The 26,124-nt window shown below is 56.2% G+C and carries 20 protein-coding genes; 9 read left to right on the top strand and 11 right to left on the bottom strand.

What is annotated here, in order from left to right:
• Positions 1–61 precede the first annotated feature (61 nt).
• A complete protein-coding gene (locus HV157_RS05905; protein WP_032677784.1) occupies positions 62–496 on the top strand; it encodes a DoxX family protein in 435 nt (144 codons plus the stop codon).
• 57 nt (positions 497–553) lie between these two features.
• Here the strand turns inward: HV157_RS05905 and hcr are convergent, their stop codons facing one another.
• The 4 genes from hcr to aqpZ form a co-directional block, all read right to left on the bottom strand.
• The gene (hcr, locus tag HV157_RS05900; RefSeq protein ID WP_014169350.1) at positions 554–1,522 is read right to left on the bottom strand and encodes an NADH oxidoreductase; all 969 of its coding nucleotides are present in this window, start codon (positions 1,520–1,522) and stop codon (positions 554–556) included.
• A gap of 10 nt (positions 1,523–1,532) precedes the next feature.
• Entirely contained in the window at positions 1,533–3,185 is a 1,653-nt protein-coding gene (gene hcp / locus HV157_RS05895; protein ID WP_032677785.1) for a hydroxylamine reductase, read from the bottom strand.
• Between the two features lie 144 nt (positions 3,186–3,329).
• Positions 3,330–4,229 (bottom strand): lysine exporter LysO family protein, encoded by a 900-nt coding sequence (locus HV157_RS05890; RefSeq protein ID WP_020884841.1) that lies wholly within the window; start codon positions 4,227–4,229, stop codon positions 3,330–3,332.
• Positions 4,230–4,395: 166 nt separating this feature from the next.
• The gene (gene aqpZ / locus HV157_RS05885; protein WP_025204573.1) at positions 4,396–5,091 is read right to left on the bottom strand and encodes an aquaporin Z; all 696 of its coding nucleotides are present in this window, start codon (positions 5,089–5,091) and stop codon (positions 4,396–4,398) included.
• A gap of 289 nt (positions 5,092–5,380) precedes the next feature.
• Between aqpZ and HV157_RS05880 the strand changes: the two genes are divergently transcribed.
• Positions 5,381–7,039 (top strand): ATP-dependent endonuclease, encoded by a 1,659-nt coding sequence (locus HV157_RS05880; protein ID WP_014169354.1) that lies wholly within the window; start codon positions 5,381–5,383, stop codon positions 7,037–7,039.
• Here HV157_RS05880 and HV157_RS05875 read toward each other — a convergent pair.
• Entirely contained in the window at positions 7,036–7,992 is a 957-nt protein-coding gene (locus tag HV157_RS05875) for a VirK/YbjX family protein (protein WP_063925206.1), read from the bottom strand. The genes HV157_RS05880 and HV157_RS05875 overlap by 4 nt on opposite strands.
• 159 nt (positions 7,993–8,151) lie before the next feature.
• Between HV157_RS05875 and macA the strand changes: the two genes are divergently transcribed.
• Together macA and macB are read left to right on the top strand one after the other, a co-directional pair.
• The gene (macA, locus tag HV157_RS05870) at positions 8,152–9,267 is read left to right on the top strand and encodes a macrolide transporter subunit MacA (RefSeq protein WP_063925205.1); all 1,116 of its coding nucleotides are present in this window, start codon (positions 8,152–8,154) and stop codon (positions 9,265–9,267) included.
• Positions 9,264–11,204, top strand: coding sequence for a macrolide ABC transporter ATP-binding protein/permease MacB (gene macB / locus HV157_RS05865; RefSeq protein ID WP_020884837.1), 1,941 nt, complete (start codon positions 9,264–9,266; stop codon positions 11,202–11,204). Before macA ends, macB begins: the two co-directional genes overlap by 4 nt.
• 70 nt (positions 11,205–11,274) lie before the next feature.
• Here macB and cspD read toward each other — a convergent pair whose 3' ends face one another.
• Entirely contained in the window at positions 11,275–11,496 is a 222-nt protein-coding gene (gene cspD / locus HV157_RS05860) for a cold shock-like protein CspD (protein WP_008499993.1), read from the bottom strand.
• 267 nt (positions 11,497–11,763) lie between these two features.
• On the opposite strand from cspD, the gene clpS reads away from it, so the two are divergent.
• From clpS to HV157_RS05845, 3 genes are all read left to right on the top strand, one after another.
• Positions 11,764–12,084, top strand: a complete 321-nt coding sequence (gene clpS / locus HV157_RS05855) for an ATP-dependent Clp protease adapter ClpS (RefSeq protein WP_006174393.1) — start codon at positions 11,764–11,766, stop codon at positions 12,082–12,084.
• A gap of 28 nt (positions 12,085–12,112) precedes the next feature.
• Complete coding sequence (gene clpA, locus HV157_RS05850; RefSeq protein WP_020884836.1) at positions 12,113–14,392, top strand: ATP-dependent Clp protease ATP-binding subunit ClpA; 2,280 nt, start codon at positions 12,113–12,115, stop codon at positions 14,390–14,392.
• 371 nt (positions 14,393–14,763) lie between these two features.
• Complete coding sequence (locus tag HV157_RS05845; protein ID WP_040017044.1) at positions 14,764–15,210, top strand: hypothetical protein; 447 nt, start codon at positions 14,764–14,766, stop codon at positions 15,208–15,210.
• Between the two features lie 70 nt (positions 15,211–15,280).
• On the opposite strand, the gene infA is transcribed toward HV157_RS05845, so the two are convergent.
• The 5 genes from infA to trxB form a co-directional block, all read right to left on the bottom strand.
• Positions 15,281–15,499: a translation initiation factor IF-1 gene (infA, locus tag HV157_RS05840; RefSeq protein WP_002211347.1), complete on the bottom strand. Its 219-nt coding sequence runs from the start codon at positions 15,497–15,499 to the stop codon at positions 15,281–15,283.
• 284 nt (positions 15,500–15,783) lie between these two features.
• Positions 15,784–16,488 carry a leucyl/phenylalanyl-tRNA--protein transferase gene (aat, locus tag HV157_RS05835; RefSeq protein WP_020884834.1) on the bottom strand — a complete coding sequence of 235 codons (705 nt, stop codon included), beginning with the start codon at positions 16,486–16,488 and terminating at the stop codon, positions 15,784–15,786.
• 46 nt (positions 16,489–16,534) lie between these two features.
• Entirely contained in the window at positions 16,535–18,256 is a 1,722-nt protein-coding gene (cydC, locus tag HV157_RS05830) for a cysteine/glutathione ABC transporter ATP-binding protein/permease CydC (protein WP_182268397.1), read from the bottom strand.
• The gene (gene cydD, locus HV157_RS05825) at positions 18,256–20,022 is read right to left on the bottom strand and encodes a cysteine/glutathione ABC transporter permease/ATP-binding protein CydD (protein ID WP_020884832.1); all 1,767 of its coding nucleotides are present in this window, start codon (positions 20,020–20,022) and stop codon (positions 18,256–18,258) included. The genes cydC and cydD overlap by 1 nt, the downstream gene beginning before the upstream one ends.
• Before the next feature lie 114 nt (positions 20,023–20,136).
• A complete protein-coding gene (gene trxB, locus HV157_RS05820; RefSeq protein ID WP_025204565.1) occupies positions 20,137–21,105 on the bottom strand; it encodes a thioredoxin-disulfide reductase in 969 nt (322 codons plus the stop codon).
• 545 nt (positions 21,106–21,650) lie between these two features.
• Between trxB and lrp the strand changes: the two genes are divergently transcribed.
• Both lrp and ftsK read left to right on the top strand, forming a co-directional pair.
• Positions 21,651–22,145: a leucine-responsive transcriptional regulator Lrp gene (lrp, locus tag HV157_RS05815; RefSeq protein ID WP_000228469.1), complete on the top strand. Its 495-nt coding sequence runs from the start codon at positions 21,651–21,653 to the stop codon at positions 22,143–22,145.
• A gap of 135 nt (positions 22,146–22,280) precedes the next feature.
• Positions 22,281–26,078, top strand: a complete 3,798-nt coding sequence (gene ftsK, locus HV157_RS05810; RefSeq protein ID WP_182268398.1) for a DNA translocase FtsK — start codon at positions 22,281–22,283, stop codon at positions 26,076–26,078.
• Positions 26,079–26,124: the final 46 nt, after the last annotated feature.

Raw genomic sequence — 26,124 nt, 5'->3', positions numbered from 1 at the left:
TCACCCGCAATGATTCGGCATAATCTGGTCATCACACAGATGAAAACAGGAATCATTTCAAATGGTTAAATCATTGTTAATTGCTGTTAATGAAAAGCTATCGTGCGACGATGCCGGCAAACTCTTGTTACGACTTGCCGTCGGTGGGCTGATGCTTTTTCACGGTTTACACAAGTTATTGGGTGGCGTGGGGTTCATCAGCGGCATGCTGGTGGAAAAAGGATTACCGGGGTTTATCGCCTACGGCGTGCTCATTGGCGAAGTGGTGGCGCCTGTCCTGATTATCGTGGGGCTTTTTACGCGCCCGGCGGCGCTGGTGCTGGCGTTTACCATGATTGTGGCGTGGCTGATGGTCGGGACGGGGGAAACCTTTGCGCTTGACGCGGTAGGTGCCTGGGCGATTGAGAGCCTGGTGTACTTCTTTATCGGTGCGCTGGCGGTAGCATGTTTAGGCGCTGGGCGTTTTGCGTTGGGGAAAGCGCCGGTCTGGCGGTAGGCGTACTAACCGGGGGTAAACGCGAGCGCTTACCCCCGTCATTCGCGCGTTGGCTGATTACGCCAGCACAAGATCCCCTTGTGGATGACACGAGCACGCCAGCACGTATCCGTCGGCGATTTCTGCCTCGGTCAGCGTCATGGTGCTCGTCACGGTGTACTCACCGGAGACCACTTTGGTCTTGCAGCAGCCACACACGCCAGCACGGCATGCTGCCACCACCGGCACGTTGTTGCTTTCCAGCGCATCCAGTAGCGTGGTGCCGACCCGGCCAAAGAAGGTCTGAGCAGGCTGCAGTCTGGTAAACGTAATTCCGCTGGTTGCCGCTTCCGCGACCGGGGTGAAGAACTGCTCTTTGAAGAAGCGGGTCACGCCCAGCGCTTTCACGTCCTGCTCAACGATATCCATATACGGCGCCGGCCCACAGGTCATCACGGTACGATCCGCGAGATCCGGGACGCTTTGCAGCAGTTCGCGGCTCAGACGACCGGCGACAAAACCGTGGGTTGCGTTATGTTCCGCCACCAGCGTCACCGGATAGTTACGCCACTCTTCGGCAAAGATCACATCTTCCGGCGAGCGCACGCTGAAGATCACCTGAACATCAGCCTGCGGACGGTTTTTCGCCAGCCAGCGACGCATTGACATGATCGGCGTGACGCCGCACCCGGCGGCCAGCAGCAGGAATTTATCTTCCGCTTTATCGTCACAGGTGAAATCCCCGTGTGCGTCGGACAGCCAGAGGTAATCCCCGCGCTTCACGTCCCGGGTCAGCCACTGCGAGCCTGCACCATCATCGATACGGCGGATAGTGAGCGTGATGTACTCGCTCACGCCCGGCGTTGAGGAGATCGTGTAGGCGCGCAGCGTGTCCGCTGAGTTGCGGACACTGACCAGCGCATACTGACCTGCACGGTACGGATAGTAGTCATGGCACAGCAGGGACAGCGTCCACACATCCGGCGTCTCCTGATGGATGTGATGAACCTGCATCCGCCACGGACATTGTGAGGTTGGCATGGTCATGAATAACTCCTTACGCGCTCAGCAGCTGCTGCATATCTTCTTCTACGGTGGTCACGGAACGCAGACCAAACTTCTCGTTCAGCACGGCCAGCAGATCCGGTGTCAGGAAGCCGGGTGCGGTGGGGCCGGTCACAATGTTGGTCACACCGAGAGAGAGCAGGGTCAGCAGGATGACAATCGCTTTCTGTTCAAACCAGGAGAGCACCAGCGACAGCGGCAGATCGTTGACGCCGCAGCCCAGTTTTTCCGCCAGCGTGACGGCCAGAATGATGGCAGAGTAGGCATCGTTACACTGACCCGCATCGACCAGACGTGGCAAACCTTCGATGTTGCCGAAGTCCAGCTTGTTGAAACGGTATTTACCGCACGCCAGCGTCAGGATCAGGCAATCTTCCGGTACGCTGGTGGCGAAATCGGTGAAGTAGTTACGCTCACCGCGCGCGCCGTCACAGCCGCCAATCAGGAAGATATGGCGCAGTTTTTCACGGCTCACGAGGTCAATCAGTGAATCCGCGGCACCGAGCAGGGTTTCACGACCAAAGCCGACGGTGATCAGATGTTCGATTTCGCTGTACGGGAAGCCACCCATCTGCTGCGCCTGGGCGATGACCGGGCCGAAATCATCCCCTTCCAGGTGGCTCACACCCGGCCAGCCAACGATGCTGCGGGTCCAGATGCGGTCGTCATACGCGCCAACGGTGGGGTCGATGATGCAGTTAGAGGTCATCACGATGGGGCCCGGGAAACGGGCGAACTCAACCTGCTGGTTCTGCCAGCCGCTGCCGTAGTTCCCGACCAGGTGTTTAAATTTACGCAGTTCCGGGTAGCCGTGTGCGGGCAGCATTTCGCCGTGGGTATAGACGTTAACGCCCGTGCCTTCGGTCTGCTTCAGCAGATTATAGAGGTCTTTCAGGTCATGGCCGGAGATCAGGATGCACTTGCCTTCGGTCGCTTTAACGTTAACCTGCGTCGGCGTCGGGTGGCCGTAGGTGCGGGTTTCACCGGCATCCAGAATACGCATCACGTTGAAGTTCATCTGGCCGATTTCCATTGAACATTCGAGCAGCGGATTCATCTCGGCAGGCCAGGTACCCAGCCACGCCATGATTTTGTGGTACTGAGCATAGATAGCGTTATCGTACTGGCCCAGAACGTGCGCGTGTTCCATATAGGCCGCGGCCCCTTTCAGGCCGTACAGGCAGAGCAGACGCAGGCCGAGAATGTTCTCGCCAATCGCCGCTTTATCTTTGTTGGGGGTGAATTCTGCTGCCTGACGCTGCAGCTCGCCCAGGTCGTCGCTCACCAGCTGCAGGTCTGCCATTGGGTTTTCTACCCGTGCGTTGGCATCGGCGCTCAGGCACTGCGCTTTCAGCGCTTCACGCAGCGCAATTGCTTCGCGGGCATAGCCGACGATGCGCGGGGAATCAAAGTTAACGTTAGTCAGCGTGGAGAAAAAGGCGCGGGGGGCGAAACTGTCTACATAGTGGTCAATAATGCCATATTCGCGGGCCTTGAATGCCCATGCGGAAAGGCCTTGCAGGGCGGCAATCAGCAGATCCTGCAGGTCTGATGTTTCTGCGGTTTTGCCGCACATACCTTGCGCATAAGAGCAGCCATTGCCTGCCGGGGTACGGATGGTTTGTTCACATTGCACACAAAACATAATCACACCTGTTAAAGTTATATTTGATATACATGTTTGAGATTATGCCTGTGACTGAACGGTGAAAAGGGCTTTCTTCTACAAAATAGAGGGAGATTGATTTAGCGCAATTTTGGCGGCAGAAAGTCTACCGCCAGAGGAGTATCAGGCGGAGAAAAACGCCATCAGAACGGGAACCAGCAGGCTCAAAATAAAGCCGTGTACGATGGCGGCAGGCACCATCTCCAGCCCACCTGAACGCTGCAGAACCGGCAGGGTAAAGTCCATCGACGTGGCGCCACACAGACCCAGTGCGGTCGAGCGACTGCGGCGCACCAGGCCCGGGATCAGCATAATGGCAATTAATTCTCGCGCCAGGTCGTTAAAGAAGGCGGCGCTCCCGATGACCGGACCGAACGATTCGGTCAGCAGAATACCGGAAAGGGAATACCAGCCAAATCCGGAGGCCATTGCCAGACCGGTTTTTAACGGCAGGCCGAGAATAAAAGCGTTAATCACGCCCGCCACCAGTGAGCTAATGACGACGATAACCGCGACGATCATTCCACGGCGATTCAGGACAATCTGTTTCAACGTCATGCCATTATTTCGCAGCTGAATACCGATAAGGAACAGCAGGAAAATGAGGGTATATTCACTGGCTTCCGTCGCGTGCTGTAAAAAATTCCATCCGCTCAGCCCAAGAACAAAACCCAGCACCACGACGCCGCATAATTTTAAAGATTCCAGCGCCATTGCAATTCGTGACGGCAGTTTTTCCTGATGGTGGTGATTTTTCCACGGAATAGTGCGCTCAAGCCAGAAAAGTGCGGCAATATTGCACAGCAAAATAACGGCGCAGGTGACGACAGAATAATGCAGGATCGCCAGCAGATTGGTGGCCAGATTATCCAGAAACGCCAGGCTTATCCCCATAAAGAAAAGAATGACGTAGACAATCCAGCTCAGAAAACGGTTGATAAGCCGTAACGCGGATTCGCGATGTAGCGGGATAAGGTAGCCCACAATCAGAGGCAGCAGAATGATGAGGAGTCCTGAAAACATGAACAACGGGTCCTTGTGAATATCTGTTAAGCGCCAGAGACACTACCCAATAAACGTTGTCAGGTAAAGGAGCAACAAAAAAGCCGGGTGGCAGCAACGCCTGACCCGGCCTGAGTGTTGTCATGCAGGTCGGGTAAGCGTAAGTGCTACCCGACTGCACACGCAATTAATCGCGTTTTTCCAGCAGGGTGCGATACAGCACGCCGCCCAGAATACCGCCGATGATTGGCATTACCCAGAACAGCCACAGCTGCTCAAGCGCCCAGCCGCCCTGGAAAATAGCGACGGCAGTACTGCGCGCCGGGTTTACGGAGGTGTTAGTGACCGGAATAGAGATCAGGTGGATAAGCGTCAGCGCCAGACCAATGGCGATAGGCGCGAAGCCCGCCGGGGCGTGTTTGTCGGTTGCGCCGTGGATCACCAGCAGGAAGCCTGCGGTCAGCACAATTTCAATCACGATGGCAGAGAGCATGGAGTAACCGCCAGGGGAGTGTTCGCCGAAACCGTTTGAGGCGAAGCCGCTTGCGGCGGCGTCAAAGCCGGCTTTACCGCTGGCAATAACGTACAGAACCGCTGCAGCAATAATCCCGCCAACAACCTGGGCCACAATATAACCAATGACTTCTTTAGCAGGGAAACGACCGCCCGCCCATAAACCTAATGTCACCGCCGGGTTAAAATGACCACCGGAAATATGACCCACGGCAAACGCCATGGTTAATACGGTTAAACCGAATGCCAGCGCAACGCCGACAAAACCAATACCTAATTCCGGAAATGCTGCTGCCAGAACGGCGCTACCGCAGCCACCAAACACCAGCCAGAATGTACCAAAGCATTCTGCTGCTAATTTTCTAAACATAACCACCTCAATAATAAACTTCACACGCGTTCCTGCGTGCGGGATATCGTCAAAAAAGGGATGACGACTCAAAGAGCCATTATTTTAAAAACAAAAACATCCCTTCGCCACTAAAATTAATTCGGTTAATTTGATTTATGGCAACGTGATGTCATTCCTTGTTCAAATCGACGGTAAATAGAGCATAGACCAATTCTCTACAGCACGAAGGTTGTGCTGTCGTGTCAAAGTTCCTGCCGCTATACTGCTGATAACTTAAAGGAAAAAGTGATCATCTCGCGGGGGATTTATGCTTCTCGAACGTGTGGAAATTGTTGGGTTCCGCGGTATTAACCGCCTGTCGCTGCAGCTTGAGCAGAACAACGTCCTGATCGGTGAGAACGCGTGGGGTAAGTCCAGCCTGCTGGATGCGCTGACGCTGCTGCTTTCGCCCGAAGACGATCTGTATCACTTTGCCCATGATGATTTCTGGTTTCCTCCCGGCGATGTGAACGGCCGCGAAAAACACCTGCACATTATTCTGACATTCCGCGAATCCGAGCCGGGGCGTCACCGCGTGCGTCGCTTCCGGCCGTTATCACCCTGCTGGGTCCCGTGCGACGACGGTTTCCACCGGATTTTCTACCGGCTGGAAGGTGAGATGGCAGAAAACGAGGGCGTATTAACCCTGCGTGATTTCCTCGATGAGAAAGCCAACCCTATTCCGCTGGATGACATCGACGACCTGGCTCGCCACCTGATTCGCCTGATGCCGGTGTTGCGCCTGCGTGATGCGCGTTTTATGCGGCGGATCCGCAACGGCACCGTACCGAATATGCCGGAAGTGGAAGTGACCGCCCGCGAGCTGGATTTCCTGGCGCGAGAGCTGGTGGCGCGTCCGCAAAATCTGACCGATGGTCAAATCCGCCAGGGGTTGTCGGCAATGGTACAACTGCTGGAACACTATTTTTCCGAGCAGGGGACGTCGGAGTCGCGCCATCGTCTGATGCGCCGCCGCTCTCACGATGAACAACGCAGCTGGCGTTACCTCGATATCATTAACCGGATGATCGACAGGCCCGGTGGCCGTACCCATCGGGTGATTTTGCTGGGGCTGTTTTCTACGCTACTGCAGGCCAAGGGCACCGTTCGTCTCGACCGTGACGCCCGCCCGCTGCTGCTGGTGGAAGACCCGGAAACGCGCCTGCACCCGATCATGCTCTCGGTGGCGTGGCACCTGTTGAATCTGCTGCCGCTGCAGCGCGTGACCACCACCAACTCCGGCGAGTTATTGTCGCTGACCCCGGTTGAGCACGTCTGCCGTCTGGTACGTGAGTCTTCCCGCGTCACCGCCTATCGCCTCGGGCCGGGCGGGATGAACGCGGAAGAGGGACGTCGTATCTCGTTCCACATCCGCTTTAATCGTGCGTCGTCGCTGTTCGCCCGCTGCTGGCTGCTGGTTGAGGGAGAAACGGAAACCTGGGTTATCAACGAACTGGCGCGTCAGTGCGGCCACCATTTTGATGCCGAAGGTATCAAGGTCATCGAATTTGCCCAGTCGGGGATCAAGCCGCTGATCAAATTCGCCCGGCGGATGGGCATTGAATGGCATGTACTGGTGGATGGTGACGAAGCGGGGAAAAAATATGCCGCGACCGTGCGTGGCCTGCTGAATAATGAGCGCGAAGAAGAGCGCGACCACCTAACCATGCTGCCGGCCATGGACATGGAGCACTTTATGTACCGTCAGGGGTTCGACGACGTGTTCCACCGGATTGCGATGGTGCCGGTGGATGTGCCAATGAACATGCGGCGCGTGATTGCCAAAGCCATCCACCGCTCTTCAAAACCTGATTTAGCGATTGAGGTGGCGACGGAAGCGGGGAGACGGGGCGTGGAGTCCGTGCCGACGTTGCTGCGCAAGATGTTCTCCCGCGTGCTGTGGCTGGCACGCGGGAAAGCGGATTAAGCGCGGGTCGCCTGCGTGACGTGTTGCGTCAGGCTGTCCAGTAACGCATAGCGGCGGCGGTACTCAGCGCGCTTTTTGCTCGCAATCTCGTCCATCGGCTTACGGGGCATGGCGAGCGGCAGCATGAAGTGGCCGTTATCCTGTTTTTGCCCGCCGAGGGAGAGCCAGAAGTTGTCATAATCGGCCAGCAGTTTCCCCTCTTTTTTCTTGCGGTAACGCCAGCTGCGGTAGATATGCGTGGCGTTACTCACCGCGACAATATGCTCAACCGGGAAAGCTGCGCCAAGCGTCATTGCCGTTTCAACCAGCAGGCGTTTCGGGAACAGGCCGTGACACGCTTTGGTCGCCCCCTGGATCAGTTCATGTGGAACATGTGCTTTTGCCCCCTGCAGGCCGCCGATGAACAGCGTTGTTTTTCCTTCAAACAGGCACAGCGTGAAGGTCATTTCCGCCAGCACGGTATTCTGATGGTTACAAAAGACGAGGGTAGCTTCACCTTCTTTATCCATGAAGGCGTCGGCGCACAGGCGCACAGTAAACTGCTGTTCGTCTTTTCCGGTCAGGGTCAGCAGGGTTGCCCCCTGCGGTGAAAGGTAACCCTTGACCAGCGTTGCCGGAAGCTGGCGCGTCATGGTCTGGTAGTGCCAGGTCAGCGATTCCAGCGCCTGTCGGCGATCCATGTCCACCGTTAACCACGGGCGGTGCAGGCGGCACGGCAGCCCCGGCTGTACCTGCAACATTTGCATCAGGCGCGGCTGCTTTGCCAGCTCTGACAGCAGACGCGTGGTGCTGAACGGTGTCATCAGCGAACGGAGCATGAATTTACGTCGATAAGCGGGGTTTTGCCATGCCAGCCCCGGAGTGATCTTCCCGAAGGCCAGATTATTGAAGAGCTGCCAGCCGGATTTAGGCTGGTGCTGATGAGAAATAAGTGTATCGACGATGGAAGACATGTTAGATCCTGCTTCTGAAGGAAGGGTTCTATTTCAGCAGGCGAAATTTCAATAACTCATCAACAAATTGAGGCGATTTCGGTGCGCGGGGGTTTCGTTGAGGAGTCGTTTAGATAGAATCAACGTTTATAATTGCCAGAACATTTATTTGGAATATTTATGAACCTCAAGGGAAAACGCAGAACGTGGTTTCTGCTGCTGGCGGTAATTGTTATCGGGAGTGGGTTCTGGCTATGGCAGATCCTGAATGCCCCTGTACCACAGTATCAAACACTGATTGTCCGTCCGGGCGAGCTGCAGCAAAACGTGCTGGCGACGGGAAAACTGGATGCCCTGCGCAAGGTTGACGTGGGTGCACAGGTAAGCGGTCAGTTGAAAACGCTGTCGGTTGAGATTGGCGACAAGGTGAAAAAAGGCCAGCTGCTGGGCGTTATCGATCCTGAGCAGGCGCAAAACCAGATCCGTGAGGTGGAAGCCACGCTCATGGAACTGCGTGCCCAGCGTGCACAGGCGCAGGCTGAGCGTAACCTGGCCCAGGTGACGTTAACGCGTCAGCAGGCGCTGGCCAAAACGCAGGCCATCTCGAAACAAGATTTAGACACGGCTGCCACCGAGCTGGCGGTTAAGCAGGCGCAGATCGGGACTATCGATGCGCAGATCAAGCGCAACCAGGCCTCGCTGGATACGGCCAAAACCAACCTCGACTATACGCAGATTGTGGCGCCCATGGCCGGGGAAGTGACTCAAATTACCACGCTGCAGGGGCAAACGGTGATTGCGGCGCAGCAGGCGCCCAACATTCTGACCCTGGCGGACATGAGCACCATGCTGGTGAAAGCCCAGGTCTCAGAGGCGGATGTTATTCATCTGAAGCCGGGGCAGAAAGCCTGGTTCACCGTCCTCGGCGATCCTCAGACGCGCTATGAAGGCGCGCTAAAAGACATTCTGCCGACGCCGGAAAAAGTGAACGATGCCATCTTCTACTATGCGCGCTTCGAGGTACCTAACCCGCAGGGCGTGTTGCGTCTGGACATGACCGCACAGGTGCACATTCAGCTTACCGGCGTGAAAAATGTGCTCACCATTCCTCTCTCTGCGCTGGGTGAATCCACCGGCGAGAGTCGCTATAAAGTGAAAGTGCTGCGCAACGGCGAAACGCGTGAGCGAGAAGTGGTCATTGGTGCGCGTAATGACACTGACGTGGTGGTGGTCAAAGGGCTGGAAGAGGGTGAGGAGGTTGTCACCAGCGAAAGCCTGCCCGGAGCCGCTAAATGACGGCGTTGCTTGAGCTGAATGACATTCGTCGCAGCTATCCGTCGGGTGATGGCCCGGTTGAGGTGCTGAAGGGGATCACCCTGCGCGTCGAAGCGGGCGAGATGGTGGCGATTGTCGGTGCGTCCGGCTCCGGTAAATCGACGCTGATGAATATTCTCGGCTGTCTGGACAGACCCACCAGCGGCACCTATCGGGTGGCCGGAATGGATGTTTCCACGCTGGACGGTGACGCGCTGGCAAAACTGCGGCGGGAACATTTCGGTTTTATCTTCCAGCGTTACCATCTGCTCTCTCACCTGACGGCGGCGCAGAACGTCGAAGTGCCGGCGGTCTATGCCGGCGTCGAGCGGAAAAAACGCCTTGAGCGCGCCCAGATGCTGCTGACGCGTCTGGGGCTGGCGGAGCGGGTGGAGTACCAGCCCTCGCAGCTCTCCGGCGGCCAGCAGCAGCGTGTCAGTATCGCACGCGCGCTGATGAACGGCGGTCAGGTGATCCTCGCAGATGAACCGACCGGGGCGCTCGACAGCCATTCGGGTGAAGAGGTGATGGCGATCCTTCACCAGCTTCGCGATCAGGGGCATACGGTCATCATCGTTACCCACGATCCGCAGGTGGCTGCGCAGGCCGAGCGCATCATTGAGATCCGCGACGGAGAGCTGGTCAGCAACCCGCCGGCGCGTCACGCCCGGGCGGCGGCGCCGAAAGAAGTCCTGCCGGCGTCAACCGGTTGGGGACAATTTTCCAGCGGGTTTCGTGAGGCGCTGACCATGGCCTGGCTGGCGATGGCCGCCAATAAAATGCGCACCCTGTTGACCATGCTGGGCATCATCATTGGTATCGCCTCGGTGGTATCGATTGTGGTCGTGGGCGACGCGGCCAAACAGCTGGTGCTGGCGGATATTCGGGCCATCGGGACCAACACCATTGATGTCTATCCCGGCAAAGATTTTGGCGATGACGAGCCGCAGTATCAGCAGGCGCTGAAGTACGACGATCTGGCGGCTATCCAGAAGCAGCCGTGGGTGAATTCGGCCACGCCGGCGGTCTCACAAAACCTTCGTCTGCGGGTAGGCAATGTTGACGTTGCTGCCAGCGCCAACGGCGTCAGCGGCGATTACTTTAACGTCTATGGCATGACCTTCAGCGAAGGTGCCACCTTCAATGCCGAGCAGTTAGCGGGCCGGGCGCAGGTGGTGGTGCTTGATGCCAACTCGCGCCGGCAGCTCTTCCCCAATAAAACCAACGTGGTGGGCGAGGTTATCCTGGTCGGAAACATGCCTGCGACGGTGATTGGCGTGGCGGAAGAGAAACAGTCGATGTTTGGCAGCAGCAAGATCCTGCGCGTCTGGCTACCCTATACCACCATCTCCGGGCGGATTATGGGGCAGTCCTGGCTGAACTCCATCACCGTTCGCGTGAAGGAGGGCTACGACAGCGCGCAGGCCGAGCAACAGCTGGAACGGCTGCTGACGTTGCGTCACGGGAAGAAAGATTTCTTCACCTGGAATATGGACGGTCTCTTGAAAACGGCGGAAAAGACCACACGTACTCTTCAGCTGTTCCTGACGCTGGTGGCGGTGATCTCGCTGGTGGTTGGCGGTATCGGGGTGATGAATATCATGCTGGTATCGGTCACGGAACGTACCCGGGAGATTGGCATCCGCATGGCAGTCGGTGCCAGAGCCAGCGATGTGCTGCAGCAATTTTTGATTGAAGCGGTGCTGGTGTGTCTGGTGGGCGGCGCGATGGGCATTGCGCTGTCGATGATGATCGCGTTTGCTCTGCAGCTTTTTTTACCCGGCTGGGAGATTGGTTTCTCGCCGGTGGCCATTCTTACCGCATTTTTGTGTTCGACTTTTACCGGCATTTTGTTTGGCTGGCTGCCTGCCCGCAATGCGGCGCGTCTGGATCCTGTGGATGCGTTGGCTCGCGAATAGGCTGAAAATAAAAATGCCAGCCGATCGGGCTGGCATTTTGACGGCGGGATGTACACAATAAAACAGAGAGCTATGCGACCGTTTCTGCTTCAATGGGTACGATCAGGCTTGCATGATTGCCTTTTGGTCCCTGGTGTACATCGAACCGGACGGACTGCCCGGCTTTGAGCGTTCTGTAACCATCCATCTGAATGGTGGAATAGTGAGCGAAGATATCCTCGCCGCCGCCTTCGGGGCAGATGAAGCCAAACCCTTTGGCGTTGTTGAACCACTTAACAGTACCCATTTCCATGCTTCGACATCCTTCGTAAATCTTATAAGTTAAGATGGAATGAACCGGTGGTGGAGTGGGGGCTGTTCAAAACCTCGCCATCTCACGCTTGTACAATTTAGAGAAACGAAAGAAGTCGTCAAGCGTTTGGCGCTTGAGATGGGACAATAATCAACCAAAGTTTGAAGCAGTTAACGCTATTGCAACAGTTTGTGACAGACATCGCGGATGACAGTAATAGATGATTGTTATCTAACATCTGAGGTAGATTCAAAGTGGTTATGCAAAATGGGTAAGACCAACGACTGGCTGGATTTTGACCAGCTGGCGGAAGATAAAGTGCGTGACGCGCTAAAACCGCCATCTATGTATAAAGTTATGTTAATGAACGATGATTACACGCCGATGGAATTTGTTATTGACGTGCTACAAAAGTTCTTTTCTTATGATGTAGAACGTGCAACGCAACTGATGCTTACCGTTCATTATCGTGGCAAAGCTATCTGCGGCATCTTTACCGCCGAAGTGGCGGAGACCAAAGTCGCGATGGTGAACGATTATGCGAGGGAGAACGAGCATCCGTTGCTGTGTACGCTGGAAAAGGCCTGATAAGGCATAAAATTTGGGGGAGGTGCCTATGCTCAATCAAGAACTGGAACTCAGTTTAAATATGGCTTTCGCCAGAGCGCGTGAGCACCGACATGAGTTTATGACCGTCGAGCATTTACTGCTCGCACTGCTTAGCAACCCATCTGCCCGCGAAGCGCTGGAAGCCTGCTCCGTGGATCTGGTGGCGCTACGTCAGGAACTCGAAGCCTTCATCGAACAAACCACACCGGTGCTGCCAGCCAGTGAAGAAGAGCGCGACACGCAGCCGACGCTCAGCTTCCAGCGCGTGTTGCAGCGTGCGGTATTCCACGTCCAGTCTTCCGGACGTAGCGAAGTGACGGGCGCAAATGTGCTGGTCGCCATCTTCAGCGAGCAGGAGTCACAGGCTGCCTACCTGCTGCGCAAACACGAAGTCAGCCGACTCGACGTGGTTAACTTTATCTCTCACGGAACGCGTAAAGACGAGCCGAACCAGGCATCGGATTCCAGCAATCAGGTCAATAACAATGAAGAGCAAGCAGGCGGGGAGGATCGTATGGAAAACTTCACCACCAATCTCAACCAGCTTGCTCGCGTTGGCGGTATCGATCCGCTGATTGGTCGCGATAAAGAGCTGGAGCGCGCGATCCAGGTATTGTGCCGTCGCCGCAAGAACAACCCGCTGCTGGTGGGTGAATCTGGCGTCGGTAAAACCGCGATTGCCGAGGGTCTCGCCTGGCGTATTGTGCAGGGCGACGTACCGGAAGTGATTGCCGATTGCACCATCTACTCGCTGGATATTGGCTCGCTGCTGGCGGGCACTAAATACCGCGGCGATTTTGAAAAACGCTTTAAGGCGCTTTTGAAACAGCTCGAGCAGGACACCAACAGCATTCTGTTTATCGATGAGATCCACACCATCATCGGTGCCGGTGCGGCCTCGGGTGGCCAGGTGGATGCCGCTAACCTGATCAAACCGCTGCTCTCCAGCGGTAAGATCCGCGTGATTGGCTCCACAACGTATCAGGAGTTCAGCAACATCTTTGAGAAAGATCGCGCCCTGGCGCGTCGCTTCCAGAAAATCGATGTGACTGAACCCTCTGTTGAAGAAACCGTGCAGATCATCAACGGTCTGAAACCGAAGTACGAAGCGCACCACGATGTGCGTTATACCGCCAAAGCGGTGCGTGCGGCGGTGGAGCTGGCGGTGAAATACATCAACGATCGTCATCTGCCGGATAAGGCCATTGACGTGATTGATGAGGCAGGGGCGCGTGCGCGTCTAATGCCAGCCAGCAAGCGTAAGAAAACCGTTAACGTGGCGGATATCGAGACCGTGGTGGCCCGTATCGCGCGTATCCCTGAGAAGAGCGTTTCTCAGAGCGACCGCGACACGCTGCGCACCCTTGGCAATCGCCTGAAAATGCTGGTCTTTGGGCAGGATAAAGCCATTGAGGCGTTAACCGAAGCCATCAAGATGGCCCGTGCTGGACTGGGGCATGAACATAAGCCTGTCGGTTCCTTCCTGTTCGCCGGTCCGACCGGTGTGGGGAAAACCGAGGTAACGGTTCAGCTTTCCAAAGCGCTGGGCATTGAGCTGCTGCGTTTTGATATGTCCGAGTACATGGAGCGTCACACCGTCAGCCGTTTGATTGGTGCGCCTCCGGGCTATGTGGGCTTTGACCAGGGCGGTCTGTTAACTGACGCGGTGATCAAGCATCCGCACGCGGTACTGCTGCTCGATGAAATCGAGAAAGCGCACCCGGACGTGTTCAACATCCTGCTGCAGGTGATGGACAACGGGACGCTGACCGATAACAACGGGCGCAAGGCGGACTTCCGCAACGTAGTGCTGGTAATGACCACCAACGCCGGTGTACGTGAAACGGAGCGCAAATCTATCGGCCTTATCCATCAGGATAACAGCACCGATGCGATGGAAGAGATCAAGAAGATCTTTACGCCGGAGTTCCGTAACCGTCTGGACAACATCATCTGGTTCGATCACCTCTCTACCGAGGTTATCCATCAGGTAGTGGATAAGTTCATCGTCGAACTGCAGGTTCAGCTGGATCAGAAAGGCGTGTCGCTGGAAGTGAGCCAGGAGGCCCGCAACTGGCTGGCTGAGAAAGGCTACGACCGTGCGATGGGTGCCCGTCCAATGGCGCGTGTGATTCAGGACAACCTGAAGAAACCGCTGGCGAACGAGCTGCTGTTTGGCTTGCTGGTAGACGGCGGTCAGGTGACGGTCGCGCTGGACCAGGAGAAGAATGAGCTGACGTATGATTTCCAGAGTGCGCAGAAGCACAAGCCGGAAGCGGCTCACTAATTTCCAGCATTAGTCTTAAAAACCGGGCAACTGCCCGGTTTTTTTATGCCTGCCCGCACCGAAACTTTGCGAGGCGCTTTCCATATTTTCATCTCACTCATTGCTGTATAAATTCACAGTCCTAGAATGGCGGCGCACCTGCAAAATCAGGTGTCAGGATTGGCGTCCTGAAAGTGTGTGAGCAGCACCATTGCTGCAGGCTTCGTTCGCCCTAAGGAAAAGGGTATAATTCTGCATCTGGCGGGCGAATCGGAAGCTTCTTTTGAAGCGCCAGTAGCACACACACTGGTACGCCAATTCCTTTTCGTCCGCCGCCAGCGAATCTGGCGTTTCCTGCGGTGGTAACTCAACGTGTGTGAAGGTATTACCCAATGAATACAGAAAACTCTTTCTCCCAGCTCTACAGCGAACTCTCCCTCAACCCCGATCTCCCGACCCTGGCCGGGCGCTGCATGCTGCTCACCGAAATTCTGCTGGACTGCAACGCCCACCCGCAAACGCAGCCCGTGTGCCGCTGTTTAGGCGCGTATCTGGAAGAAGTCAAAACCGGACTCACAGAATCAATGCGTGATTTTCAGATAGTGGAATTTGAGGAGGACGCTGAACCACCGCGACAAAAAGCGTGGCTACTGGAAGATACCGAAACAAAGTGCGACTACTGCCGGGCAGTAAACCACGTGCTGCTGGTGTCCCATTTTGATCGGGATATGCTGCCGTACCTGACGGGATTGCTGCATGAGGTGGCGCATTCCATGGCCGGGGATTTAATCACGCCGGCGCAGCCCCGCATGACAATACATCTTCCTGCCCGGCATTAAGCCGTTAAATAAAAAAGGCCGGGGTTAACCCGACCTTTATATATTCATCTGCCATTACAGGCGAAAACAATTAGCGACTACGGAAGACAATGCGGCCTTTGCTCAGGTCGTACGGGGTCAGTTCAACAGTCACTTTGTCGCCCGTTAAAATGCGGATATAGTTTTTGCGCATTTTACCGGAGATGTGCGCAGTTACCACGTGACCGTTTTCCAGCTCTACGCGAAACATGGTGTTAGGCAACGTATCAAGTACGGTACCCTGCATTTCAATATTGTCTTCTTTGGCCATCTAATCCTCTGGGGTATCACTACCAAGTTTTGAACCGGCAAGATAATGCCGAAATTCATCAATTAAGTAAAGAATTGCGCGTTTAAAACGCAGCAAAATAGTTTCGGCGCATTGCCCAAGCGTCACGGTACAACCGAACGGAAAGCGCATTCGTAAAGGGGATACAACAGGATAAACGTCAGGACGTTATCTGAAGCGGAGGACCCAAACGGCGGCGAGGCAACAGGCAGAACCTACTCTGCGGCATAATTATAACACCCTCACAAAAAATATGCGGAAAACATTTAGGCATTGGGCATAAAGAGCGTTCTTGGTACCCAGAAGTCTCGCGGCAGCTTCTCCTGACGGCAAACGTCCAGATGTTCTATGTAGTGACGGCGGGGGATGTCAACCGCGCCGAGCGAGGCCGTATGCTCATTGAGGACCTGGCAATCCATCAGTTTTCCGCCGCGCTGGGCAAACTCCTGGCAGAAGATCAACAGCGCGGTTTTCGAGGCATTCACGGCACGGGAGAACATCGATTCGCCGCAAAACAGCGTCCCCTGCGCAACGCCATACATCCCGCCGACGAGTTCACCGTCTTGCCAGACTTCAATGGAGTGCGCGAAACCCAGCTCATGCAGCTGGTGATAGGCGGTAATGATATCGCGGGTGATCCAGGTTCCTTCATGACGGTCTTCGGCACAGCCTTCAATGACCTGACCGAAGGCATGATTCAGGGTGACGCGGTAGGGTGATTTCGCATGGAAACGCTTCATGCTGCGGCTCAGGTGAAACTGCGCCGGCCACAGCACGGCACGGGGATCGGGAGACCACCATAAAATCGGGTCGCCGGGTGAAAACCACGGGAAAATGCCGCGCTGGTAAGCCATCAAAAGCCGCGCAGGACTAAGGTCGCCGCCAAGGGCCAGCAGCCCATTAGGTTCACGCAGCGCTCCCTCCGGCGAAGGGAACGCGATGTTATGACGAGAAAGCTGGACCAGGCGCATGACAGCAGAACTCCAATACGCGAGTTAGGATCGGTACAAATATAGTCTACAGACGCTGTTTAAACTGGTAGTAGCGACCCTGTTTCGCCAACAGTTCTGTGTGACTACCTTGCTCAATAATATGTCCGTTGTCCATCACAATTATCTGATCAAAACTCGCCAGCCCGCGCAGGCGGTGGGTGACCATCAGCACGGTTTTTCCGATCATAACATGGGCCAGTAAATCAAGGATTTGGCTCTCGGTTGTTGCATCCAGCCCTTCGGTGGGTTCATCAAGCAGCATCAGTGGCGCATCGTGCAACAACGCGCGTGCAATCGCCAGACGGCGCAACTCGCCGCCGGAGAGCTGACGACCGCCTTCCCCGAGCCAGCCGTTCAGCCCGTCGTTCTCAAGCAGTTTTTGCAGCCCAACCTGCTCCAGCATGGCGCGCAGATCATCGTCGGAGGCCTGAGGTGCCGCGAGCAGCAGGTTATCACGCAGCGTCGCGCTGAAGAGGTGCACGCGCTGCGGAACCACGCTCACGGTCTTGCGCAGCGTCTGTTCGCTGAAGTCGGTCAGCGGCGTATCGTTAAACTGAATCTGACCGTGCTGCGGATCCCAGGCACGGGTCAGTAGCTGAAGAAGGGTGGATTTACCGCAACCGGTACGACCGAGGAGCGCAATCCGCTGGCCTGCTTTAACAGACAGCGTGATCCCTTCCAGCGCGTTCTGCGCCTGTTTTTCATAGGCAAAGGTGACGTTATCCAGGGTCAGCGCAACCTGCACCGGCACGGCGGTCTGAGCGCCGCTGAATGTAACCTCCGGCTCCTGCTCGGCAATCTGGGTGATGCGCAGGGCAGAAGCGATGACCTGTCCAAGATGCTGGAAGGCGCCCGTCACCGGGGCCAGCGCTTCAAATGCGGCCAGGGCGCAGAAAACGAAGAGGGCAATCAGAGGGCCGGGCTGGGTATTCCCGCCTACGCCACCTGAAGCCATCCACAGCATGGCGATGACCGCCACGCCGCCGATTAACATCATCAGCGCCTGGGAGAATGCCGTCAGCTCCGACTGGCGGCGCTGGGCTTCGTGCCAGTTCAGCTCAGTGCTTTCCATTTGACTGCGATAACGCGTGCTGGCACCAAAAATGGTCAGTTCCGCCTGTCCCTGCAGCCAGGATGTCAGCTGCTGTCGGTAGTCGCCGCGCAGTCGCGTCAGGTTCTCGCCGGTGGATTTACCTGCACGATAAAACAGCGGTGGCAGGATAATCAGCGTCAGCAGCATGATGCCACCCAGCGTGAGCGCAACGGGAACGTCCAGAACCGACAACCCCAGCGTGACCACCACAATCACCACAAACGCCCCCACGATGGGTGAGATGACGCGCAGGTAAAGGTGATCCAGCGTGTCGACATCGGCTACGACACGGTTGAGTAACTCACCCTGACGAAAACGTGCCAGCCCGGCAGGGGAGAGGGGTAGCAGTTTGCTGAAGGTGTAAATGCGCAGGTGCTGTAGCACGCGGAAAGTGGCGTCGTGGCTGACCAGACGCTCAAAATAACGTCCGGCAGTACGCGTGATTGCGGTGCCGCGAACGCCTGCCGCAGGAAGCATATAGTTAAAGCTGTATAAACCCGCGAACCCCGCGACGGCCGAAGCGGACAAGAACCAGCCGGAGAGCGTAAGCAGACCGATGCTGGCAAGCAGGGTAACAATCGCCAGCACAATGCCCAGCAGCAGCATCCATTTATGTCGTTTATAGAGCGCAAGATAGGGAAGCAGAGCACGCATCAGATATCCTCCTGACGGTTTGCCAGCAGGGTGGCAAACGGGCCCTGCGCGGCAACGAGAGAGGCGTAATCGCCTTGCTCAACAATATGACCATTTTCCATGACCCAGATCTGATCCCAGTCAGCAATACCTTCCAGCTGATGGGTGACCATCAGGGTGGTCTGCTGCCGCGAGGCCGCATTCAGGGCATCCATGACGCGTTGCTCACTGTGTGCGTCAAGGCTCGCTGCTGGCTCGTCGAGCAGCATGAGCTGGCATGGGTTAAGCAGCGCGCGGGCAACCGCCACACGCTGGGCCTGACCGACTGACAGGCCGGCAGACTGGTCACCGACAACGGTATCGACACCCTGCGGAAGCTGCGGCAGAAACTCGCTGACCCAGGCGCGGTCGAGCACGGATTGCAGTTCATCGTCACGCGCATCCGGGCGAGCCAGTAGCACATTGTCTCGCAGCGTGGCGGCAGGAAGCTGAGGGTTTTGTCCCACCCAGCTAAGCTGTTTACGCCAGGCAAGCGGATCGAGATCGCGCAGTTCAGTTTGGTTGATCCGCAGCGATCCGGTGTAGGCCATAAAACCCGATAGCGCATTGAGCAGAGAGCTTTTCCCTGAACCGCTGATGCCTACGAGCACCACACGTTTTCCGGCCGGAAGGGTAAAGTTAAGCGGGCCTGCCAGCACGTTGCCTTCAGGCGACAGAATGGAGAAATCACGCGCTTCAAGGGTAACCGGCTCTTTGGCGTTCAGCGTCACGTCACCGCGTTCCGGATGCGCCAGTGGCGTTTCCATAAACGTCTTCAGGCTGTCAGCCGCGCCCACGGCCTGCGCTTTTGCATGATAGAAGGTGCCCAGATCGCGAAGCGGCTGGAAAAATTCGGGGGCCAGTATCAGCGCAAGGAAACCGGCTGAAAGGGTCACCGCCGTGCCGTAGTGGCCAAAATCCAGCGCGCCGAGATACGAGAAGCCAAAGTAGACTGCCACGAGCGCAATCGACAGCGAGGTAAAGAATTCGAGTACGCCGGAGGAGAGGAACGCCAGACGTAACACTTCCATGGTGCGCTGACGGAAATCCTGCGATGCGAGGCGGATATTTTCAGTTTCCGCTTCACCGCGGCCAAAAATGCGCAACGTTTCCATGCCGCGCAGACGGTCAAGGAAATGGCCGCTTAAGCGACCCAGAGCCAGAAAGTTACGTCGGTTAGCGTCCGCGGCGCCCATGCCCACCAGCGCCATAAACAGCGGGATCAGCGGGGCTGTGCCCAGCAGGATCAGCGCTGCCATCCAGTTGACCGGGAAGATGGCGATGACAATCAGCAACGGAACGAAGACGGCTAGCGCCATCTGTGGCAGATAGCGCGCATAGTAGTCATGCATATCGTCAATCTGCTCAAGGATCAGCGTCGCCCAGCTTCCCGCGGGTTTACCCTGGATCCACGCCGGACCGGCCTCCTGAAGGCGGTCAAGCACCTGACGGCGGATCTCATAGCGGATATGCTGTCCGGCGTGAAAACCCACGCGCTCACGCAGCCAGACCACCCAGGCACGAAGAACAAAAATCAGGATCAGGACGATAAAGGGCAACAGGAGCGCTTCGCGCGGAATGTTCTCCATGATCATGTGATTAAGAATGCGGGCCAGCAGCCATGCCTGGGCAACAATCAACAGACCACTGACAAACCCCAGAAAACGGGAGATGGTTAGCCAGCGGCGGGAAAGAACGCTTTGCTGTTTCAGCCAGCGTGTTAATTCTTGTTGACGGGTTTTTTCCATTGCGTACTTAGCAGGTGACGTTATTAGAAGTTGGGCAGCGCAATGTTACAACGGAGAGACAATAAAGGCGACTTATCGCCGCCTTTATTTACGTTTGTTACTGACTTGTAAAGATTATTTACCTTGTTCCGCCAGCCCGTCGAGGTAGCGTTCAGCGTCCAGCGCGGCCATACAGCCGGTGCCAGCAGAGGTGATCGCCTGACGGTAGATATGGTCCATCACATCGCCAGCAGCGAATACGCCAGGAATGCTGGTCTGGGTCGCGTTGCCGTGAATACCGGATTGCACTTTGATGTAGCCGTTTTCCAGCTCCAGTTGCCCCTCGAAAATCGCGGTGTTCGGGCTGTGACCGATCGCCACAAACAGACCCGCCACTTCCAGCGTTTCGACGTTATCGGTGTTCTGGGTATCACGAATACGCAGACCGGCAACGCCCATCTGATCGCCCGTGACTTCTTCCAGAGTACGGTTGGTGTGCAGCACGATATTGCCACTCGCCACTTTATCCATCAGACGTTTGATCAGGATCTTCTCTGCGCGGAAGGTGTCACGACGGTGGATCAGGTGCACTTCAGAGGCGATGTTCGCCAGATAAAGGGCTTCTTCCACGGCAGTGTTGCCGCCACCGATAACCGCCACTTTCTGGTTGCGATAGAAGAAACCATCGCAGGTTGCGCAGGCGGAGACGCCACGGCCTTTGAATGCTTCTTCAGACGGCAGACCGAGGTAACGAGCAGAAGCGCCGGTCGCGATGATCAGTGCATCACAGGTGTACTCGCCACTGTCGCCCGTCAGACGGAACGGACGGTTCTGCAGGTCAACCTTGTTGATATGATCGAACAGAATTTCGGTTTCGAATTTCGTCGCATGCTCATGCATACGCTCCATCAGCAGCGGCCCGGTCAGGTCGTTCGGGTCGCCTGGCCAGTTTTCCACTTCCGTGGTGGTGGTCAGCTGACCGCCTTTTTCCATGCCGGTAATCAGAACCGGTTGCAGGTTAGCGCGTGCAGCATAGACCGCCGCGGTATATCCCGCAGGTCCAGAACCAAGAATTAGCAGCTTACTGTGTTTGGCCGTGCCCATGAGATCCCCATTGTTGTTGGCAGACATTTGGCTGGATTGTAGGGAATTTGTTGCCGTAAAAAAAGAGCGCAGCAATTTTGATATCGATATGTGCAATAGCCAGCGACGATGAATTAAGCGCTATAACATCACGCTTTGCACCGAAATTCGCTCGTTTGTACGGCAATAAAATGAGGATTAATACCCTGCCGTAATGAATATCCGGCATGTTGTACTAAAAATCGATGTTTTGCTTTGACAATCCCCTGCGCTTTTGCGAAAACATTCAAGGAAGAAAAAAAAACCGCGTTAACCGCATGCCGCATAGGCATGCACGTAAATGCCATTTTTACCGGGTCAGTGAAATCTACGCATGGCGTGGACAGACGCCATACGTGATATCGGTGACTGCCTTCGGGCAACGGTCTTCTTACCAACAGAACCCGAATCCGCATCGCGTCTAATACATAACCAGGCGATGTGATGACTAACGGGTACAGGCTCTGAACAGTGATGTGCACAGGGTCCAGGCAGGAGTAGGGAAGGAATACAGAGAGACAATAATAATGGTAGATAGCAAGAAGCGCCCTGGCAAAGATCTCGACCGTATCGATCGTAACATTCTTAATGAATTGCAAAAGGATGGGCGTATTTCCAACGTCGAGCTTTCAAAACGTGTGGGACTTTCCCCGACGCCGTGCCTTGAGCGTGTGCGCCGACTGGAAAGACAGGGTTTCATTCAGGGCTATACGGCTCTGTTGAACCCGCATTATCTGGATGCCTCACTTCTGGTATTTGTTGAGATTACTCTGAATCGTGGTGCGCCGGATGTGTTTGAGCAATTTAACGCCGCTGTACAAAAACTTGAAGAAATTCAAGAGTGTCATCTGGTATCCGGTGATTTCGACTACCTGTTGAAAACCCGTGTGCCTGATATGTCCGCCTACCGTAAGCTGCTGGGTGAAACCCTGCTGCGTCTGCCGGGCGTGAATGACACCCGTACCTATGTGGTGATGGAAGAAGTCAAACAGAGCAATCGTCTGGTTATTAAGACGCGCTAACACGGAACAGGTGCAAAATCAGTGTAGTTTGATTACACTCCTGTTAATCCATACAGCAACAGTGCCGGGGATACCCGGCGCTGTTGTCCGTTTTAGCAAACAGGCAGGATATGCCTGATACCTGGAGAGCCTTTCTTGAGCCAGGAATACACTGAAGACAAAGAAGTCACATTATCGAAGCTAAGCAGCGGACGTCGTCTCCTCGAGGCTTTGCTGATTGTTATTGCCCTTTTTGCCGTCTGGCTGATGGCAGCCCTACTCAGTTTCAACCCCTCAGATCCCAGCTGGTCACAAACCGCCTGGCATGAGCCTATCCATAACTTAGGCGGTGTTCCCGGCGCCTGGCTTGCAGATACGCTCTTCTTCATTTTCGGGGTGATGGCCTACACCCTTCCCGTCATTATCATTGGCAGATGCTGGTTTGCCTGGCGCCATCGTCAAAACGATGACTATATCGACTATTTCGCGGTGTCGCTGCGCCTGATTGGCGCACTGGCGCTGATCCTCACCTCGTGTGGGCTGGCGGCTATCAACGCCGATGATATCTGGTATTTCGCCTCTGGCGGGGTGATCGGCAGCCTGTTGAGCTCTGCGCTACAGCCCATGCTTCACAGCAGTGGTGGCACGCTTGCGTTGCTCTGTATCTGGGCGGCAGGACTGACGCTGTTCACCGGCTGGTCGTGGGTGAGCATCGCCGAGAAGATTGGCAGCTTTATCCTTACCCTCCTGACCTTCGCCAGCAACCGTACCCGTCGCGACGATACGTGGGTTGACGAAGATGAATATGAAGATGAGTACGAAGAGGAAGACGATGCTCCCGTTCAGCGTCGCGAATCTCGTCGTGCCCGCATTATGCGAGGCGCGCTGGCGCGTCGTCAGCGTGTTGCCGAGAAATTTGCAAACCCGCTAGGCCGTAAAACCGATGCGGCGCTCTTCTCCGGCAAACGCATGGATGAAGACGATCAGGTTGAATATCGTGCAGCCGGTGCGGCTGTCGATCCAAACGATGTGCTCTTCTCCGGCAACCGTGCCACGCCGGGAGCGTTTGATGAATATGACCCGCTGTTAAATGGTCACTCCGTGACCGAGCCGGTCGCTGCAGCGGCCGCCGCTACTACGGCTTCACAGGCGTATGCCGCTCCAGCCGATGCGGTGATGCCTTCAGCACCGGTTTCACCACCTGAATCCGCCATTCAGCAACCTCAGGTGGAATGGCAAACCGCCCCTGGCGTTCATACGCCTGAGCCGGTTATTGCGCCAGAGCCAGAGAGCTATATTCCTGTCCAGCAGGAAGCCTGGCAGCAGCCTTATCAGCCGGAGCCGGCATATGAGCCTCAGGGATATCCGCAGTACGCGCAGCCTGCCGCACAGCCTCATCAGGAGTACGTGCCGGAGCCGGTTGAACCTGAACAGCCATACGTAGCGCCTCAGCCAGAGCCTGACGTGGTGGAAGAGGCGAAACCGTCTCGTCCGCCATTATACTATTTTGAAGAGGTCGAAGAGCGTCGTGCCCGCGAGCGTGAACAGCTGGCGGCCTGGTATCAGCCTGTGCCTGAACCGGTGCAGGAGCCTGTAACCAAAGCACCTTCTGTTTCGGTTCCTCCGGTTGATCCAACGCCTGCCGTTGCACCTGTTGCTGAAAGCGTGAAGCAGGCTACAGCGGCAGCCGCCGCGGCTGCCCCGGTCTTTAGCCTCGCCACAGGCGGTGCGCCACGTCCACAGGTGAAAGAGGGCATTGGCCCGCAGTTACCTCGCCCAAACCGTGTCCGCGTGCCAACGCGGCGTGAGCTGGCCTCCTACGGTATCAAGCTCCCTTCTCAGCGTATGGCTGAGGAAAAAGCGCGCGAGAATGAGTATGAAGATGACGTTGATGAAATGCATCAGGATGAACTGGCGCGCCAGTTCGCCGCCCAGCAGCATCAGCGCTATGGCGAAGAATACCAGCATGAAGTGCATCATCCACAAGACGAAGATGACGCGGCTGAGGCGGAATTAGCGCGCCAGTTCGCGGCCACGCAGCAGCAGCGTTATGCCGGTGAGCAGCCTGCCGGAGCGAATCCGTTCTCGCTGTCGGATTTTGAATTCTCGCCAATGAAAGATCTGGTTGATGATGGCCCGAGCGAGCCGCTGTTCACGCCGAGCGTGATGCCGGACGCTGAACCGACGCGTCCGCAGACTGCGACAGCGCCGCAGGCGTATGCACAGCCGCAACAACCGGCACCGCAGGCGTATGCACAGCCGCAACAACCGGCACCGCAGGCGTATGCACAGCCGCAACAACCAGCGCCGCAGGCGTATGCTCAGCAGCAGCAACCGGCGCCGCAGGCTTACGCGCAACCGCAGCAGCCACCACAGCCGCCGCAGTTCCAGCAGCCTCAGGCACAGCCGCAGGAGAGTCTCATTCACCCGCTGCTGATGCGTAATGGCGACAGCCGTCCGTTGCAGCGTCCAAGCACGCCTCTGCCGTCGCTGGATCTGTTAACCCCACCGCCGGCTGAAGTCGAGCCGGTCGATACCTTTGCTCTTGAGCAGATGGCTCGTCTGGTGGAAGCGCGTCTGGCGGACTTCCGTATCAAGGCTGATGTGGTCAACTACTCCCCAGGGCCGGTGATCACTCGCTTCGAACTTAATCTGGCACCAGGCGTAAAAGCCGCGCGTATTTCTAACCTTTCCCGTGACCTGGCGCGTTCTCTGTCGACCGTGGCGGTGCGTGTTGTAGAGGTTATTCCGGGTAAACCTTACGTCGGTCTTGAACTGCCGAATAAGAAACGTCAGACCGTTTACCTGCGCGAAGTCCTGGATAACGCGAAGTTCCGCGATAACCCGTCACCGCTGAGCGTGGTTCTGGGTAAAGATATTGCGGGCGAGCCGGTGGTGGCCGATCTGGCAAAAATGCCTCACCTGCTGGTGGCAGGTACCACCGGCTCCGGTAAATCCGTCGGTGTGAACGCCATGATCCTCAGCATGCTCTATAAAGCGCAGCCGGAAGATGTCCGTTTCATCATGATCGACCCGAAAATGCTGGAACTGTCGGTCTATGAAGGTATCCCGCATCTGCTGACAGAAGTGGTTACCGACATGAAAGACGCGGCCAATGCTCTGCGCTGGAGCGTTAATGAGATGGAGCGTCGCTACAAGCTGATGTCTGCGCTGGGCGTGCGTAACCTTGCCGGTTATAACGAGAAAATCGCCGAGGCGGCACGGATGGGCCGTCCGATTCCGGACCCTTACTGGAAACCGGGCGACAGCATGGATGCACAACATCCGGTGCTGGAAAAACTGCCTTACATCGTCGTGCTGGTGGATGAGTTCGCTGACCTGATGATGACCGTCGGTAAAAAAGTGGAAGAGCTGATTGCACGTCTCGCGCAGAAAGCGCGTGCGGCCGGCATCCACCTGGTTCTGGCGACGCAGCGTCCGTCTGTGGACGTCATTACGGGTCTGATCAAAGCGAACATTCCAACCCGTATCGCGTTTACCGTATCGAGCAAAATTGACTCGCGTACTATTCTCGACCAGGGTGGCGCGGAGTCGCTGCTGGGTATGGGGGACATGCTTTACTCTGGCCCGAACTCTACCTCTCCGGTGCGTGTTCACGGCGCATTTGTTCGCGACCAGGAAGTTCACGCCGTGGTGCAGGACTGGAAAGCGCGCGGTCGTCCGCAATATGTTGATGGCATTACCTCCGACAGCGAAAGCGAAGGCGGCGGTGGTGGCCTGGACGGCGGCGAGGAGCTGGATCCGTTATTCGACCAGGCGGTTAACTTCGTCACCGAAAAACGTAAAGCCTCTATCTCGGGTGTGCAGCGTCAGTTCCGCATCGGCTACAACCGCGCAGCGCGCATCATCGAGCAGATGGAAGCGCAGGGCATTGTGAGCGAGCAGGGGCACAACGGTAACCGTGAGGTGCTGGCGCCGCCGCCGTTTGATTAACCTTCAGTGATTGCAAAGAAGGGTAAATCAGCCAAAATTAAGCATT

The sequence above is a fragment of the Enterobacter sp. RHBSTW-00318 genome (assembly GCF_014101375.1).
GTDB classification, from domain to species: domain Bacteria; phylum Pseudomonadota; class Gammaproteobacteria; order Enterobacterales; family Enterobacteriaceae; genus Enterobacter; species Enterobacter ludwigii.
This window is presented reverse-complemented; position numbering and strand designations above follow the sequence as displayed.